The 16,272-nt window shown below is 66.6% G+C and carries 18 protein-coding genes; 14 read left to right on the forward strand and 4 right to left on the reverse strand.

Annotation, left to right across the window (positions count from 1 at the left end; translation table 11 throughout):
- Positions 1–19 precede the first annotated feature (19 nt).
- From fabZ to BRO63_RS12935, 6 genes are all read left to right on the forward strand, one after another.
- Positions 20–475 carry a 3-hydroxyacyl-ACP dehydratase FabZ gene (fabZ, locus tag BRO63_RS12910; protein WP_008167730.1) on the forward strand — a complete coding sequence of 152 codons (456 nt, stop codon included), beginning with the start codon at positions 20–22 and terminating at the stop codon, positions 473–475.
- Entirely contained in the window at positions 476–1,270 is a 795-nt protein-coding gene (gene lpxA / locus BRO63_RS12915; protein ID WP_088140178.1) for an acyl-ACP--UDP-N-acetylglucosamine O-acyltransferase, read from the forward strand. It abuts the gene before it with no gap.
- Entirely contained in the window at positions 1,267–2,463 is a 1,197-nt protein-coding gene (lpxB, locus tag BRO63_RS12920; protein WP_088140179.1) for a lipid-A-disaccharide synthase, read from the forward strand. Before lpxA ends, lpxB begins: the two co-directional genes overlap by 4 nt.
- Positions 2,450–3,058: a ribonuclease HII gene (gene rnhB, locus BRO63_RS12925; protein WP_088140180.1), complete on the forward strand. Its 609-nt coding sequence runs from the start codon at positions 2,450–2,452 to the stop codon at positions 3,056–3,058. Before lpxB ends, rnhB begins: the two co-directional genes overlap by 14 nt.
- Positions 3,055–3,843: a TrmH family RNA methyltransferase gene (locus tag BRO63_RS12930; protein ID WP_088140181.1), complete on the forward strand. Its 789-nt coding sequence runs from the start codon at positions 3,055–3,057 to the stop codon at positions 3,841–3,843. The genes rnhB and BRO63_RS12930 overlap by 4 nt, the downstream gene beginning before the upstream one ends.
- Positions 3,844–4,049: 206 nt before the next feature.
- The gene (locus tag BRO63_RS12935; RefSeq protein ID WP_256943295.1) at positions 4,050–4,319 is read left to right on the forward strand and encodes a hypothetical protein; all 270 of its coding nucleotides are present in this window, start codon (positions 4,050–4,052) and stop codon (positions 4,317–4,319) included.
- Between the two features lie 15 nt (positions 4,320–4,334).
- Here the strand turns inward: BRO63_RS12935 and ppsR are convergent, their stop codons facing one another.
- Positions 4,335–5,162, reverse strand: a complete 828-nt coding sequence (gene ppsR / locus BRO63_RS12940; protein WP_088140182.1) for a posphoenolpyruvate synthetase regulatory kinase/phosphorylase PpsR — start codon at positions 5,160–5,162, stop codon at positions 4,335–4,337.
- A 192-nt stretch (positions 5,163–5,354) separates the two neighbouring features.
- Here ppsR and ppsA point away from each other — a divergent pair, with 192 nt between their 5' ends.
- Positions 5,355–7,721, forward strand: a complete 2,367-nt coding sequence (gene ppsA, locus BRO63_RS12945; protein WP_088140183.1) for a phosphoenolpyruvate synthase — start codon at positions 5,355–5,357, stop codon at positions 7,719–7,721.
- A gap of 72 nt (positions 7,722–7,793) precedes the next feature.
- On the opposite strand, the gene BRO63_RS12950 is transcribed toward ppsA, so the two are convergent.
- A complete protein-coding gene (locus BRO63_RS12950; RefSeq protein ID WP_088140184.1) occupies positions 7,794–8,636 on the reverse strand; it encodes a bifunctional transcriptional activator/DNA repair enzyme AdaA in 843 nt (280 codons plus the stop codon).
- Between the two features lie 101 nt (positions 8,637–8,737).
- The gene (locus BRO63_RS12955; protein ID WP_088140185.1) at positions 8,738–9,475 is read right to left on the reverse strand and encodes a glutamine amidotransferase; all 738 of its coding nucleotides are present in this window, start codon (positions 9,473–9,475) and stop codon (positions 8,738–8,740) included.
- A 168-nt stretch (positions 9,476–9,643) separates the two neighbouring features.
- On the opposite strand from BRO63_RS12955, the gene BRO63_RS12960 reads away from it, so the two are divergent.
- The 3 genes from BRO63_RS12960 (at position 9,644) to BRO63_RS12970 (ending at position 12,319) form a co-directional block, all read left to right on the forward strand.
- Positions 9,644–10,078, forward strand: coding sequence for an NfeD family protein (locus BRO63_RS12960; RefSeq protein ID WP_088140186.1), 435 nt, complete (start codon positions 9,644–9,646; stop codon positions 10,076–10,078).
- 101 nt (positions 10,079–10,179) lie between these two features.
- Positions 10,180–11,106, forward strand: coding sequence for an SPFH domain-containing protein (locus tag BRO63_RS12965; protein ID WP_054456873.1), 927 nt, complete (start codon positions 10,180–10,182; stop codon positions 11,104–11,106).
- Between the two features lie 25 nt (positions 11,107–11,131).
- A complete protein-coding gene (locus tag BRO63_RS12970; protein ID WP_088140187.1) occupies positions 11,132–12,319 on the forward strand; it encodes a GGDEF domain-containing protein in 1,188 nt (395 codons plus the stop codon).
- Between the two features lies 1 nt (position 12,320).
- On the opposite strand, the gene smpB is transcribed toward BRO63_RS12970, so the two are convergent.
- Positions 12,321–12,794, reverse strand: a complete 474-nt coding sequence (gene smpB / locus BRO63_RS12975) for an SsrA-binding protein SmpB (protein WP_059380331.1) — start codon at positions 12,792–12,794, stop codon at positions 12,321–12,323.
- Positions 12,795–12,898: 104 nt separating this feature from the next.
- On the opposite strand from smpB, the gene BRO63_RS12980 reads away from it, so the two are divergent.
- The 4 genes from BRO63_RS12980 to BRO63_RS12995 all read left to right on the forward strand — a co-directional run bounded on the left by BRO63_RS12980 (position 12,899) and on the right by BRO63_RS12995 (position 16,193).
- A complete protein-coding gene (locus BRO63_RS12980; protein ID WP_006223413.1) occupies positions 12,899–13,333 on the forward strand; it encodes a type II toxin-antitoxin system RatA family toxin in 435 nt (144 codons plus the stop codon).
- Complete coding sequence (locus BRO63_RS12985; RefSeq protein WP_088140188.1) at positions 13,323–13,670, forward strand: RnfH family protein; 348 nt, start codon at positions 13,323–13,325, stop codon at positions 13,668–13,670. The genes BRO63_RS12980 and BRO63_RS12985 overlap by 11 nt, the downstream gene beginning before the upstream one ends.
- A gap of 196 nt (positions 13,671–13,866) precedes the next feature.
- On the forward strand, positions 13,867–15,021 hold the full coding sequence (locus BRO63_RS12990) for an acyl-CoA dehydrogenase family protein (protein ID WP_088140189.1): 1,155 nt from the start codon (positions 13,867–13,869) through the stop codon (positions 15,019–15,021).
- Positions 15,018–16,193: an enoyl-CoA hydratase/isomerase family protein gene (locus BRO63_RS12995; protein WP_088140190.1), complete on the forward strand. Its 1,176-nt coding sequence runs from the start codon at positions 15,018–15,020 to the stop codon at positions 16,191–16,193. The genes BRO63_RS12990 and BRO63_RS12995 overlap by 4 nt, the downstream gene beginning before the upstream one ends.
- Positions 16,194–16,272: the final 79 nt, after the last annotated feature.

The following is a 16,272-nucleotide window of genomic DNA, read 5'->3' on the forward strand; positions in this document are numbered from 1 at the left end:
CGCAGGAAAGCATAGAAAAATGGAACTCGACATCAAGGGGATCATGGAGAGGCTGCCGCATCGTTACCCGATGCTGCTGATTGACCGCGTCGTCGAAATGGTGCCTGGCAAGTCCATCGTGGCCATCAAGAACGTCTCGATCAATGAACCGTTTTTCAACGGCCATTTCCCGCACCACCCGGTGATGCCGGGCGTGCTCATCGTGGAAGCCATGGCTCAGGCCTCCGCCCTGTTCTCGTTCACCGACGAGAACGGCGGCCTGAAGTGCGAAGGTTCCAAGACCGCGTATTACCTGGTCGGCATCGACGGCGCGCGTTTCCGCCGCCCCGTGGTGCCGGGCGACCAGCTGCGCATCGAGGTCGAAGCCGAACGCCTGAGCCGCAGCATCTGTAAGTACCAAGCGCGCGCGACAGTGGACGGCCAGGAAGTCGCCTCGGCCAAGCTGATGTGCGCGATTCGCAGCCTGGAAGAGTAAATGGCAGGAAACATTCACCCCACCGCCGTGGTTGATCCGGCGGCAAAGCTCGACCCGACCGTCGTCGTGGGTCCGTTCGCGACCATCGGTCCCGATGTGACCATCGGCGCGGGTACCGAGATCGGCCCGTACTGCATGGTGGACGGGGTGACGACCATCGGGCGCGACAACCGCTTCTACCGCTATTGTTCGGTGGGCGGCATGCCGCAGGACAAGAAGTACCAGGGCGAGCCTACTCGCCTGGAAATCGGCGACGGCAATACGTTCCGGGAGTTCGTCACGCTCAACACGGGCACCGTGCAGGACGGCGGGGTCACGACCATTGCCGACGACAACTGGATCATGGCGTACGTGCACGTCGCGCATGATTGCCACATCGGCAGCCACACCATCCTGGCCAACTCGGTGCAGCTTGGCGGCCACGTCCACGTCGGCGATTGGGCCATCGTGGGCGGCCTGACCGGCGTGCACCAGTTTTCGCGCATCGGCGTGCACAGCATGACGGGCGGCAACAGCTCCCTCATGCAGGACACGCCGCCGTTCGTGCTGGCCGCGGGCAACCCCTGCCGTCCGGTGGGCATCAACGCCGAAGGCCTCAAGCGCCGCGGCTTTACACCCGCCGACATCGCGGCGCTGCGTGACGCCTACAAGATCATCTATCGGCGCGGGCTGTCCCTGGACGCCGCGCGAGCCGAGCTGCGCGCCCGCCAGCAGGCGGAGCCCGAAGTGGCCCCGCATCTGCAGACCTTGCTCGACTTCCTGGACGTCGCGAGCCGCGGCATCATCCGCCCATGAGCACTCGGATCGGCATGGTGGCCGGCGAGCCTTCGGGCGACCTGCTGGCCGGGCGCATCATTGCCGGTCTGCAAGCGCGCGACGCCGGCGTTCGCTGCGAGGGTATCGGAGGGCCGCAGATGCAGGCCCGCGATTTCGACACCTGGCATCCCATGCACGCCTTGACGGTGTTCGGCTATGTCGACGCGCTTAAGCGCCTGCCCAGCCTGCTCGGCACCTATCGCGACGTGAAGCAACGCTGGCTGGCGGAGCCGCCCGCGGTCTTCGTCGGCATCGACGCGCCAGACTTCAACCTGCGGCTGGAGCATCAGCTGCGCCAGGCGGGCACGCCCACGGTGCATTTCGTCGGGCCGTCGATCTGGGCCTGGCGCTACGAGCGCATCCACAAGATCCGCGAATCCGTGTCGCACATGCTGGTGCTGTTCCCGTTCGAGGAAGAGATCTACCGCAAGGAAGGCATACCCGTCACGTACGTGGGCCATCCGCTGGCCGGCGCCGTGCCCATGCAGCCGGACCGCGCCGCGGCGCGCGAGCGCCTGGGCATGGACCAGGATGCGCGCGTGCTGGCGATCCTGCCGGGCAGCCGTTCCTCCGAAATCCGTCTGCTGGCGCCGCGCTTCCTGCAAGCCGCGCAGATACTGCAGAAGAAGGATCCGGCCCTGCAATGCGTCGTTCCCATGGTCAACGACCAGCGGCGCGCGGAGTTCCAGGCCATCCTGGCCCAGTATCCGGTGCCGGGGCTGCGCTGCGTCACCGCGAATGATCTGCACGGCGAGGGCGGAGAACGCCAGGCGCCCGTGGCCTGGTCGGTCATGGAGGCGGCCACGGCCGTGCTGGTGGCCAGCGGTACCGCCACGCTGGAAACGGCGCTGTACAAGCGGCCCATGGTCATTTCCTACGTGCTGTCGCCCTGGATGCGCCGCATCATGGCCTGGAAGTCCGGCCAGCAGCGCCCGTATCTGCCCTGGGTGGGCTTGCCGAACGTGCTGCTGCGCGATTTCGCCGTGCCGGAACTGCTGCAGGACGATGCGACCCCCGAGAAACTTGCCGAGGCGACCTGGACGTCGCTGACCGACGACGCGGGCAGGGCGCGCATCGAGGCCCGCTTTACCGCCCTGCATCAGGAACTGCTGCGCGATACGCCCGCGTTGGCCGCACAGGCGATCCTGGAGGTGGCCGGTGGAGCAGCCTGACCTGTTCGTGGCTCCCGAGCAGCCTGCCATGGTCACGGCGGGCGTGGACGAGGCGGGCCGCGGCCCGCTGGCGGGCGCCGTCTACGCTGCGGCCGTCATCCTGGACCCGGCCCGGCCCATAGGCGGCCTGGCGGATTCCAAGGTACTCAAGGCCGCCACGCGCGAGGCGCTGGCGCTCGAAATCCAGGAATTCGCGCTGGCCTGGTGCATCGCCAGCGCCAGCGTGGCCGAGATCGACAGCATGAACATCCTGCGCGCCACGATGCTGGCGATGCAGCGCGCGGTGCAGGGCCTGTCCACCATGCCGCAGCTGGCGCTGGTGGACGGCAATCAGGCTCCCAAGCTCGGCTGCACGGTGCAGACCGTCATCAAGGGCGATGCCCTGGTGCCCGCGATTTCCGCGGCCTCCATCCTCGCCAAGACGGCGCGCGACGCGGACCTGCTGCGCCTGCATGCGCTGTATCCCCAATACGCCTTCGACCAGCACAAGGGCTATGGCACGCCGCTGCATCTGGAGATGCTGCGCGAGCACGGCCCCTGCGCCGAGCACCGGCGCAGCTTCGCACCCATCAAGGCCTTCGGCCTGAATTCATGAAGCACATCAGTTCTCGCGACAATCCCGCGGTCAAGGCGCTGGTCAAGCTGGCCGGCACGGCGGGCAAGCGCGGCGCGCCGGTGCTGCTGGACGGCGTGCACCTGTGCCAGGCCTGGCTGCAGCACCACGGCGCGCCCGATCAGGCGATTTTCGACGTGGAGCGCTTGTCCCAGCCCGACATCGCGGCACTGGCGGCGGCCGTGCCGGAGCGCGACTGCCTGGCCCTGGACGCGCGGCTGATGCAGTCCCTGGCGGCCGTCGAAAGCGGGCAGGGCGTGGCGTTTCTGGTGACTCCTCCGATCCTGGAGTTGCCGCAAGCCGTGGACGAGAACTGCGTGCTGTTCGATCGCATCCAGGATCCCGGCAATGTCGGCACGCTGCTGCGCACCTGTGCGGCGGCGGGCGTGAAGCGCGTCTTCCTGGCCACGGGCACGGCCGCGGCCTGGTCTCCCAAAGTGCTGCGCAGCGGCCAGGGCGCCCATTTCGCCCTCGCCATCCACGAACATGTCGATCTGGCCGCCTTGCTGCCCAGGCTGCAGGTGCCGTTGGTGGCGACCGCGCTGGATGGCGCGCGCGACCTGTACGAAGGCGTGCTGCCGCAACGCTGCGCCTGGGTGTTCGGCCACGAAGGCCAGGGCGTGGCCGCGGAGCTGCTTGGCGCCGCGCGCCTCAGAGTGCGCATACCGCACGACATGGCGGCGGTGGAATCGCTCAATGTGGGCGCCGCAGCTGCAATCTGCCTCTTCGAGCAGCGGCGGCAGGCCTTGCGCGGCGCGTCCCGCTGACACGCTTTTTTTGCTGCCAGGCGGCCGTGTCCAGCCTGCTGTTTTCCCGAGGGAGCATGATGGCGTCAATACTGGGGAATGGGTTCATGCGTGCAGGGCGGGCGCTATTGCTGACCGCCGGGTGCGCGCTGGCGGTGAGCGCTTGCGGTTCTGGCGGCGCTCAAACGGTCGGGATGGTCCGGGCGGATGTTTCCGAGTCGGCCTACGTGATCCAATTGTCCCGGGCGGTGTCGGCGATGCTGCCGGACAAGACGGCCGTCGACCTGGCGGCGTCGTCCAGATGGGTCCGGGTGGGAGCGTTGCCGCAAGGCGACGTTTATCGGGGAGCCGACGGCCCGTTGATGCTGCAGGGCCGCCGGGGCGAGGCCCGTCTCGTGGCCTCGTCGGGCAAGCTGCTGGGGGTTTACCTGCCGGGAGAGAGCCTTTACCTGCCCCTGTCCCGGCCGATGCCCCTGCCGATGTCGGTGCGCCAATAAGCGCCTACAGGCCTTTCAGCCCCGGTCCAGGCCTACTTCCTGCAACACCGTCGTGGCGATCTCCTCGATCGATTTGGTGGTGCTGGACAGCCAGGAAATGCCCTCGCGGCGCATCATGCGTTCGGCCTCGGCCACTTCGTAGCGGCATTGCTCCAGCTGGGCGTAGCGGCTGTTGGGGCGGCGCTCGTTGCGGACTTCGGCCAGGCGCTCGGGCTGGATCGACAGGCCGAACAGCTTGCCGCGATGCGGCGCGATGGTCGAGGGCAGGGTGCCGCGCTCGAAATCGTCTGGCGTCAGGGGGAAATTGGCCGCCTTGATGGCGTATTGCATGGCCAGGTACAGGCTGGTGGGCGTCTTGCCGCAGCGCGATACGCCGACCAGGATCACGTCCGCCTGGTCCAGTTGGTTCACGAACTGGCCGTCGTCATGCGCCAGGCTGAAATTGATGGCGTCGATGCGGTTGCGGTACTTTTCCGAGTTGGCCTGCATGTGCGAGCGGCCAATGGAATGGCTGGACTTCAGGCCCAGCGCCTGTTCGATATGGCTGACGAAGGTGCCGAACAGGTCCAGGAAAACGCCGTTCGCCTGGCGAACGCGCGCCAGGATGTCGGGATTGACCAGGGTACTGAACACAATCGGGGGGACGCCGGCCTCCTGGGCGCTGCGGTCGATCCGCATGGCCACTTCCGCCGCCTTTTCCAGCGTGTCGACAAAGGGCAGGCGGATAGGCTTGAAATTGACCTCCTCAAACTGCGAAAGCACTGACTGGCTGAAGGTTTCTGCGGTGATGCCGGTACTGTCGGAAACGATGTATACCGTGCGTACGATCGGGGTAGATGTCATGTGTAAAAAATTCCAACCAGGCAGATGGCCGGATGCACTCCACCGAGTACAATCAGGCCCCTATAAGTCACCCCAAGGGCGGTCCAAGGCCAGTTTGGTCAGCGCGTAAATTGGGGCTGTGATCCGGTTCTGATCCAGCTTCCTGATGCATTGACCAAACTCGCTTTCATTCCATTGTAAAAGGTGACTTCAATGTCGTACGTTGTTTTGTTCGAGCAGCTCCGCATGACGGATGTGGACTCGGTAGGAGGCAAGAACGCATCACTAGGCGAAATGATCAGCCAGCTGTCTGGCGCGGGCGTCCGCGTACCGGGCGGCTTTGCCACGACCGCTGATGCTTTCCGCGACTTCCTCAAGGCCTCGGGCCTGGACAAGCGCATCGCCGAACGCCTTACCACGCTGAACCCCGAAGACGTGCGCGAACTGGCCAACGCCGGCTCGCAGATCCGTCAATGGATCATCGACGCGCCGTTCTCGTCCGAGTTCGAAACGCAGATCCGCGAGGCCTTCGCCAAGCTCGACGCTGACGGCAAGGGCTCGTTCGCCGTGCGTTCCTCCGCCACCGCCGAAGACCTGCCCGACGCCTCGTTCGCCGGCCAGCAGGAAACCTTCCTGAACGTCGTCGGCATCGACGACGTGCTGGACAAGATCCGCCACGTGTTCGCGTCGCTGTACAACGACCGCGCCATTTCCTATCGCGTGCACAAGGGCTACGCCCACGCCGACGTCGCGCTGTCGGCCGGCATCCAGCGCATGGTGCGTTCCGACAAGGGCAGCGCCGGCGTCATGTTCACCATCGACACCGAATCGGGCTTCCAGGACGTGGTGTTCATCACCTCGTCCTACGGCCTGGGCGAAACCGTGGTGCAGGGCGCGGTCAACCCCGACGAGTTCTACGTCTTCAAGCCGACGCTGGCCCAGGGCCACTATCCGATCGTCGGCCGCCGCATCGGCTCCAAGCTGATCAAGATGGAGTTCGACCCCGAGCGCCCCGAAGGCCGCGCCGTGCGCACGGTCGACGTGCCGGTGTCCGAGCGCAACCGCTATTCGCTGACCGACGACGAGGTCAACGAGTTGGCCCGCTACGCCGTCATCATCGAGAAGCACTACCAGCGCCCGATGGACATCGAGTGGGGCCGCGACGGCATCGACGGCAAGATCTACATCCTGCAGGCGCGCCCGGAAACCGTGAAGTCGCAGCAGGGCGTCAACGACGTGCAGCAGCGCTACCGCCTGAAGGCCACCGGCCAGGTCCTGATCACCGGCCGCGCGATCGGCCAGAAGATCGGCTCGGGTCCGGTGCGCGTGGTCGGCGACATCTCCGACATGGACAAGGTCCAGCCGGGCGACGTGCTGGTCACCGACATGACGGATCCCAACTGGGAACCCGTGATGAAGCGCGCCTCCGCCATCGTCACCAACCGCGGCGGCCGCACCTGCCACGCGGCGATCATCGCGCGCGAGCTGGGCATTCCGGCGGTCGTGGGCTGCGGCAACGCCACCGACCTGCTCAAGGAAGGCCAGGCCGTGACCGTGTCTTGCGCCGAGGGCGACGAAGGCCGCATCTATGACGGCCTGATCGAGACCGAAGTGGAAGAAGTGCGCCGCGGCGACATGCCCCCCATCGATCTGAAGATCATGATGAACGTGGGCAACCCGCAGCTGGCCTTCGACTTCGCCCAGATCCCCAACGGCGGCGTGGGCCTGGCTCGCCTGGAATTCATCATCAACAACAACATCGGTATCCACCCCAAGGCGGTGCTGGACTACCCGAACGTCGACGGCGAACTGAAGAAGGCCGTGGAATCGGCGGCCCGCGGCCATGCCAGCCCGCGCGCTTTCTTCGTCGAGAAGATGGCCGAAGGCGTGGCGACCATCGCCGCCGCCTTCTATCCCAAGCCCGTCATCGTGCGCATGTCGGACTTCAAGTCCAACGAGTACCGCAAGCTGGTCGGCGGTTCGCGCTATGAGCCCGAGGAAGAGAACCCCATGCTGGGCTTCCGCGGCGCGTCGCGCTACATCGCCGAGGACTTCGCCGAGTGCTTCCGCATGGAATGCGAAGCGCTGAAGAAAGTGCGCGATGAAATGGGCCTCACCAACGTCGAGATCATGGTGCCGTTCGTGCGCACCCTGGGCCAGGCGTCCAAGGTGGTGGACCTGCTCGCCAAGCACGGCCTGGCGCGCGGTGAAAACGGCCTGAAGCTCATCATGATGTGCGAAGTGCCGTCCAACGCCATCCTGGCCGACGAGTTCCTGCAGTACTTCGACGGCTTCTCGATCGGTTCGAACGACATGACCCAGCTGACGCTGGGCCTGGACCGCGACTCCGGCATGGAACTGCTGGCCGCCGACTTCGACGAACGCGACGAGGCCGTGAAGTTCATGCTGCGCCGCGCGATCAAGGCTTGCCTGGCCGCCAACAAGTACGTGGGCATCTGCGGCCAAGGCCCCAGCGACCACCCGGACTTCGCGCAATGGCTGAAGGACGAGGGCATCCTGTCGATGTCGCTCAACCCGGACACCGTTGTCGATACCTGGCAGCGCCTGGCCAAGAACTGATAGGCCTTGCCCACGTAAAAACCCCGCGCCTGCAAGGGCGCGGGGTTTTTTTGTTGCTGGACCAAGGTAGGGCTAGGCCGCCAGCGCTTCGCGCGCAATCAATTCGCGCTTGCGGTCTATGCCCCAGCGGTAGCCGGCAAGCGAGCCGTCGGTGCGGACCACGCGGTGGCAGGGGATGGCCAGCGCGATGTTGTTGGTGGCGCAGGCGCGGGCCACGGCGCGCACGGCACGCGGCGAACCGATGCGTTCGGCGATGTCGGTGTAGGTGGCGGTCGCGCCCACGGGGATCTCGCGCAGGGCTTGCCATACCTGGCGCTGGAAGGCGGTGCCGCGCACGTCCAGGGGTAGGTCCAGGCCGCGGGAGGGGTCTTCGACGAAGCCCACCACGGCCGCCACCCAGCTTTCGAACTGCGCGTCCGCGCCGATCAGGCGGGCGGCCTTGAAGCGGTCCTGCAGGTTGCGCACCAGTTGTTCCGGGTCTTCGTGTAGCGCGATTTCGCAGATGCCGGTGTCGCTGGCCGCCACCAGCAGCGCGCCCAGGGAGCATTGCGCCACCGCGAAGCGGATATCCACGCCCTCGCCGCTCTTGCGGAAGGCGGTGGGCGTCATGCCCAGAATGGCGGGGGCGGCTTCGTAGAAGCGGCCGCTGGAATTGAAGCCGGCGTCGTACATGGCGTCGGTGACGCTGGCGCTCTGCTTGAGCTGCTGGCGGGCGCGGCCCGCGCGCAGGGCGTCGGCGTAGGCCTTGGGGGTGATGCCGGTGGCCGCCTTGAAGATGCGGTGAAAATGGAAGCGGCTCATGCCAGCCTGTTCGGCCAGGGTGGACAGATCCGGCGGCTGCTCGGCTTCCAGGGCGCGGCAGGCGCGTTCGACGGCGGCGGCGTGCTGTTTGCTCAGGGCGGCGGCTTGGTTCATGAAAAAGCTCCTGTTGCGCATGGATTCACGCGCTTGGACCCATCGTCTCAAAAGCCTGCCGCCGCCGCACTCCGTATGTTGCGCGGCGGCCGCGCCGGGTGTCACGCGGGCGCGTAGGCGTCCAGAAAGCGCCGCAGCAGGCCGCCCGCGACCGGCGTGGCGCGGACGTTGGCGGATAGCCCAGGGACGTCGAGGTTTTCAGCCGCGTAGCGGCGGCCGAAGCGTTCCAGATGGGCGCGGATGAAGTCAGGGCCGAATTCGGGATGGAACTGGGTCGAGAACACGTTGAGCCCGATGCGGATCATCTGGTGTTCGTCCAGGTCCGAGCGCGCCAGCACCGCGGCGCCAGGCGGGGGCTGCAGCACGGTCTGCGCATGCAGCATCTGGGCGGGGAAGGTGGACGGCAGTCCGGCCAGCAGCTTGTCGCCGGCGGCGGGCGGCAGCAGCTCCACGGTCTGGGTGCCGACTTCGCGCCCGGCGGGGTTGTAGCCGACCTTGCCGCCCAGCGCGTAGGCCAGCAATTGGTGGCCGTAGCAGACGCCGAACATGGGCAGGCCGGCGGCGGCAGCTTCGCGCAGCCAGGCGGCGGTGTCCTCGCTCCAGGGTTCCTTGTCGGTCACCATGGCGGGCGAACCCGTGATCAGCGCGGCGCGATAGCGGGCGGGGGCCTGCGGCCGCTTGCCCTCGTGGACGGGCACGATTTCCATGGCCTCGGCGGTCAGGCCGGCGGCCTGCGCGAGTTGTTCGGCATAGCCGCCGAACTGGCTTTTGAGCGTGTCGTCCGGATCGCCGGTGTGCAGGATCAGGACGGGGAGAGCGGAGGGTATTGCAGCGGTCATTGGGGGCTTGTGCGTAAAGGATGCGGGCGCCGGGTTCCAGGGGGAGATCCACCGCCAGCGCACATCATAATCCAGCGCTCCGATCCACGATGAAAGGCGCTTTTCCGTTCCGTCCCGGAAATACGTACAATCCGCTCAGATACTCATCCTTTCGGGCGAACGAAGACTATGTGGATTTGGCTGGGACTGGCCGCGCTGGCCCTGATCGGGGAATTGGCGACTGGCACTTTCTATCTGCTGCTGGTGGCCCTGGGGCTGGCGGCCGGGGGCGTGGCCGCCTGGTTCGGCGCCGGCCTGGAGTGGCAACTGGTGGGCTGCGGCATCGTGCTGTTGCTGGGCCTGCTGGTGCTGCGCAAGACCCGCGTGCTGAAAAAGCGCGAGGTCGATTCCGCCCGCAATGCCGACGTGAACCTGGACATCGGCCAGACGGTGTCGGTCGAGGCCTGGTCCGACCAGGGCACCGCGCGCGTCTGGTACCGCGGCGCGCACTGGCAGGCGGAGCTGGCCCAGGGCCAGGCGCCGGTGGCCGGGGAACAAACCATCATTGAAATGCGCGGCTCTATCCTGGTGCTGGCCCCCAAGGGCGCACCCGGCTTGGCCTGAGCAAGGCCGGCCCGCCGCGGGCGGGGCCGGCTGCGGACGTCCGCAAGGTCCGGACGGTTTTCCGCGTATGTATTTACCAGAAGGAGAGGCTCCGAATCATGATGATCGATACATCCACCATCGTCCTGCTCGTCATCGTCGCGCTGGCGATACTGATAGTCATCAAGGCGATCGCCATCGTGCCTCAGCAGCACGCCTGGGTGGTCGAGCGGCTGGGCAAGTTCGACCGGGTGCTGTCGCCCGGCGCGGGCTTCGTCATTCCGTTCATCGAGCGTGTGTCGTACAAGCACTCGCTCAAGGAAATCCCGCTGGACGTGCCCAGCCAGGTCTGCATCACGCGCGACAACACGCAGTTGCAGGTCGACGGCGTGCTGTACTTCCAGGTCACCGATCCCATGCGCGCGTCGTATGGTTCGTCGAACTACATCTCGGCCATCACGCAGCTGGCGCAGACGACCCTGCGCTCGGTCATCGGCAAGATGGAACTGGACCGCACCTTCGAAGAGCGCGACTCCATCAACAGCAACATCGTCTCCTCGCTGGACGAGGCGGCGCTGAACTGGGGCGTGAAGGTGCTGCGCTACGAGATCAAGGACTTGACCCCGCCCAACGAGATCCTGCGCGCGATGCAGGCGCAGATCACGGCCGAGCGTGAAAAGCGCGCCCTGATCGCGGCCTCCGAAGGCCGCCGCCAGGAGCAGATCAACATCGCCACCGGCGAGCGCGAAGCCGCCATCGCCCGTTCGGAAGGCGAGAAGCAGGCGCAGATCAACCAGGCGCAGGGCGAGGCCGCCGCGGTGCTGGCGATCGCCGAGGCCACCGCCAAGGCCATCACCCAGGTGGCGGACTCGGTGCGTCAGCCGGGCGGCATGGAAGCCGTGAACCTGAAGGTGGCCGAGCGCTACGTCGAGGCTTTCGGCAACGTCGCCAAGGAAGGCAATACGCTGATCCTGCCGGCGAACCTGGCGGACGTGGGCGGCATGATCGCGTCCGCCATGACGATAGTGAAGTCCACCCGCAACAGCTGATAACCGCGCCCGGCGGCGCCTGACGATGATCGCTCCCGTTAACTTGCTTCTGATAGCGGCATTGGCGGGAGTGCTTGCGCTGTGCGTGCTGGGGTCCCTGGCCCGCAGCGGCATGGCGGGCATCAAGGAGGCGATCCGCGCCAATCTGCTGACGCTGGCGGCATTCGGGCTCTACGCCTTGCAGGTCACCGAGGCGCCGCTGTGGGTGTCGGTGATGGCCGCCAATACCGCCGTTGCCCTGGCGCTATGCGCGTACTACACGGGATTGCGACGGCTGGTCGGCCTGACCGTCCCCAAGCGCCTGATGGCGCTGGCTTGCGGCGTGAGCCTGCTGGCGCTGGCGTTCTACACCTACATCGATCCCCAGGTCGGGCCGCGCATGGTGGTCATGTCCTGGCTGATGTTCGGGTTCATGGCGGCCATCGCCATGACGGTCAAGCGCGGCATGCCGATGAACCGGTCGCGCTACAGCTACCATTTCGTGCGCGTGGTGGCCCTGATCTCCGCGCTGGTGTGCGCGACGCGGGCCGTCGTCTACATGTTCGACATCGCCATCGCGCAGGCCCTGTTGCTGCCCACGGCATGGAACATCGCGTTCATGACGCTGGGCGTGCTGACGATGCCATGCCTGACGCTGGGCACCATCATGATCATCCACGACCGCATGCTGGCCGACCGCGAACAGGAGGCCAGCACCGACTTCCTGACGGGCCTGATGTCGCGCAAGGCGTGGTGGCTGCAGGCCGAACGCTATTGCGCGCAGGCCCTGCGCACGCGCCGCCCGCTGACGCTGCTGTTGCTGGACATCGACCATTTCAAGCGCATCAACGATACCCACGGCCATGCTGCCGGGGATGCGGTGCTGCGGCATTTCGGCCTGCTGGCCACCGCCACGCTGCGCACCGGCGACCACGTCGGGCGCGTGGGCGGCGAGGAGTTCGCGGTGCTGTTTCCGGACATGCGCAGCGACGCGGTGCTGGATGTGGCGGAGCGGCTGCTGGATTCGGTGCGGCGCACGCCTTGCGCGCACGGCGGCAGCACCATGTCCTATACGTTCAGCGCCGGGGTGGCGGACTGGATGCCCGGGGAGAGCCTGCAGGCATTCTTCGAACGGGCCGACCGCAAGCTGTACGCGTCCAAGGCGGCGGGGCGCAACCGCATCACGGGCCCGGGGCAGGAGTCCGACCGCCAGGCGCTGCCCGAGGCCGCCTGAATCAGTCGTCCTTGCCCTTGCGCGGGGCGCGGGTGTCGTGCTTCATGATGCGCTCTTTTTCGCGCTGCCAGTCCTTTTCGCGCGCGGTGTCGCGCTTGTCGAACAGCTTCTTGCCGCGGCCCAGCGCGAAGTCCAGCTTGATGCGCCCGTTCTTGTAATGCAGGTTGAGCGGCACCAGCGTGTAGCCGCGTTGCTCGACCTTACCGATGAGCTTGCTGATTTCCTCGGCCTTGAGCAGCAGCTTGCGCGTGCGCATGGCGTCGGGGTGGATATGGGTGGAGGCCGTGGGCAGGGGGCTGACGTGCATGCCCAGCAGGTAGAGCTCGCCGTCGCGCACGATGACGTAGCTTTCCTTGAGCTGCACGCGGCCATCGCGGATCGCCTTGACTTCCCAGCCCTGCAGCACCAGGCCAGCCTCGTAGCGGTCTTCGATGAAATAGTCGTGCGTGGCCTTGCGATTGTCGATAATGCTCATAAAGCCCTTGTGCCTGGGTGTCGCGCGCCATGGCTAGGCGTATTCTGGCCCCAGGTCGTGTTGTGCCGGTAAAATCGTGCCATTCTAGCCATTTGCGATAGTCGATGCACAAAGTACAACGATCCGTCCTGGTGCCTTACAGCGCCGCCCAGATGTTCGATCTGGTCGCCGACGTGGAGAAGTACCCCGAGTTCATGCCCTGGTGCGGCGGCGCCGAGGTGCAGACCCGCGACGAGCACGGCATGCAGGCCTCCATCCTGATCAGCTTCGCGGGCATGAAGCAGCGCTTCACCACCCGCAACACCCACGTCTATCCCGACCGGATCGACCTGGAGCTCGTCGACGGGCCGTTCTCCAGCCTGGTGGGGCACTGGGAGTTCCAGCCGCTGGCCGAGGATGCCTGCAAGGTCCTGTTCACCATGGAGTACGCGTTTTCCAACCGGGCGCTGGAAATGGTGGTGGGGCCGGTGTTCAACCGCATCGCCACCAGCTTCATCGATTCCTTCACCAAGCGCGCGCAGGCCAAGTATGGCGAATGAGCCGTCCGCGGGGCCGCAGATCGGCGTCAGCGTCTGCTATGCCTTGCCGGGCCATGTCTGGCTGCGTGAATTGCGCCTGCCCGATGGCGCCACCGTGGCCGACGCGCTGGCGGCCAGCGGTTTCGCCCAGGCCTTTCCGGTGGTGCAGCCCTGGACCCGGGGCGTGGGCATTTTCGGCCGCGCCACCGAACCGCAGGCCAGGCTGGCCGACGGCGACCGCGTGGAAATCTACCGCGGCCTGAGTTTCGATCCCAAGGAATCGCGCCGCCGCCGCGCCGAGCACCGCCGCGCCAAGACGGCCAAGAACGGCAGGGTCCGCCCGGCCGGACTGCTGTAGGAAGCCTCGCGGGGGCGGCAACTTGCCGCCCCACGCAATGTCGCGAATAGGACAAATGCCGCCGCCGCTTCCGGCGTAACATAAGCACCGTCACGCATTTACGTTTACGTCAACGTCATGTCAAAATCGACGGGCAGGCGTTCACGAGACGGCAGCAACGCCAACAGAGAATACTCAGTACAACAGGAGACAGGCTGTGGACTTGGAACTGACCGACGAGCAACGCGCTTTTGCGCAGGCGGCGCGCGACTACGCCGAGGGCGAGCTGGCGCCCAACGCCGCGCGCTGGGACGCCGAAGGCATCTTCCCGCGCGAGGCCTTCGCGCGGGCGGGCGAGATGGGTTTTTGCGCCATCTACGCCAGTGAGGACATTGGCGGCCTGGGCCTGCCGCGGCTGGACGCCACCCTGGTGTTCGAGGAAATGGCGGCGGTGGACCCGTCGACCACGGCTTTCCTCACGATCCACAATATGGCCACCTGGATGGTCGGCAACTGGGGCCAGCCCGCGCTGCGCGAGGCCTGGGGGCCGTTGCTGGCGAGCGGCCAGAAGCTCGCCTCCTACTGCCTGACCGAGCCGGGCGCGGGTTCGGACGCCGCATCGCTGTCGACCCGGGCGCAGCGCCAAGGTGACGACTACATCGTCAACGGCGCCAAGGCCTTCATTTCCGGCGCGGGCGACACGGACCTGCTGGTGGTCATGGCGCGCACCGGCGGCGAGGGCGCGGGCGGCATCAGCGCGTTCGCCATTCCAGCCGATAGCGAGGGCATAGCCTATGGCCGCAAGGAAGAGAAGATGGGCTGGAACAGCCAGTCCACGCGCCCCATCACCTTCGAGAACGTGCGGGTGCCTGCTGCCAACATGCTGGGCCAGGAGGGCGAGGGCTTCAAGATCGCCATGAAGGGCCTGGACGGCGGACGCATCAACATCGGCACCTGCTCGGTGGGCGCGGCGCAGGGCGCGCTGGACGCTGCTCGGCGCTACATGGACGAACGGCGCCAGTTCAACCGGCGCCTGGCCGAGTTCCAGGCCCTGCAGTTCAAGCTGGCCGACATGGCGACGCACCTGGTGGCGGCGCGCCAGATGGTACGTCTGGCGGCCTGCAAGCTGGATGCCGGGGCGCCGGACGCGGCGACCTACTGCGCCATGGCCAAGCGCTTCGCCACCGACATGGGTTTCCAGATTTGCCTGGACGCGCAGCAGATCCACGGTGGCTACGGATACCTGCGGGACTATCCCTTGGAGCGTCTGGTGCGCGATACTCGCGTTCATCAGATTCTGGAAGGGACCAACGAGATCATGCGCGTGATCATCGCCCGCCAATTGTTGGAAAAAGGAGCCGACATAAGATGAATGCACCGGTGCTGTTCGAAGAAAAAGCCGCTGCCAATGGAGTACGGTTCGGGATCGCGACGCTGAATTCGCCGCAGACCCTGAACGGCCTGTCGCTGGAAATGGTGGACCTGCTGGCCGAGCGCCTGGACGCCTGGGCACGCGATCCGGGCGTGGCCCTGGTGGTCCTGCAGGGCGCGGGCGAAAAAGCTTTCTGCGCGGGCGGAGACCTGCACGGCCTGTACCGCAGCATGACGGAAAACGCCGGCAAGCCGGGCTGGAACAACGCCTACGCGCGCCGCTTCTTCGAGCACGAGTACCGGCTGGACTACCGTATCCACACCTATCCCAAGCCGGTGCTGTGCTGGGGCCATGGCATCGTCATGGGCGGGGGCATCGGCCTGATGATGGGCGCCAGCCACCGGGTGGTCAGCGAGACCTCGCGCCTGGCGATGCCGGAGGTCACGATCGGCCTGTTTCCGGACGTGGGCGGCAGCTGGCTGCTGAACCGCATGTCAGGCAGGATCGGGCTGTTCCTGGCCCTGACCGGCGCGCAGCTGGGCACGTCGGACGCCATTTTCGCCGGCCTGGCGGACTTCCGCCTGGACCACGCGGATTGGCCCAAGCTGCTGGCTTCGCTGGAAGAGCAGCCCTGGGCTGGCCAGGCGGCGGATGCGGCGGAGGACGCCATTCCCCCGCGCTCGATCAACGATGGCCTGCTGCGCCGCGCCCTGACGGCGCTGGAGCCCAAGACGCCGCTCGCGCCGGGCAACCTGCGCCAGCATTCGTTCCTGATCAACAGCCTGTGCAACGGCAACCGCCTGGACGACATCTACGAAGAACTCGCGGCGCTGAAGGACCACGAGGATCCGTGGCTGGCGCGCGCTGCGCAGACCATGCTGGCCGGCTCGCCCGGATCGGTGCGCCTGTCGTTCGCGCTGCAGCAGCGCATGCGCCTGCGTTCGCTGGACGACGTTTTCCGCGCCGAGTACATTGCGGCGCTGGCCTGCACCGGCCATGGCGATTTCGCCGAAGGCATCCGCGCCTTGCTGATCGACAAGGACAAGAAGCCGCGCTGGAATCCCGCCGCCATCGACATGGCGACCGACGCCTGGGTGCAGAAATTCTTTGACGAGCCCTGGCCCGAGGGCGAGCCCCATCCGCTGGCGGACCTGGGGCAGGAAGGGCGCTAGGCGCCACGCGGCGGCGTTTCGGCCGCCGCCTGCCGGCGCGGCAACGCTAGTAACACGATGATTTCACACCTATAGCTAT

Origin of the sequence: Achromobacter xylosoxidans, assembly GCF_002192695.1 — a bacterium.
GTDB classification, from domain to species: domain Bacteria; phylum Pseudomonadota; class Gammaproteobacteria; order Burkholderiales; family Burkholderiaceae_B; genus Achromobacter; species Achromobacter xylosoxidans_C.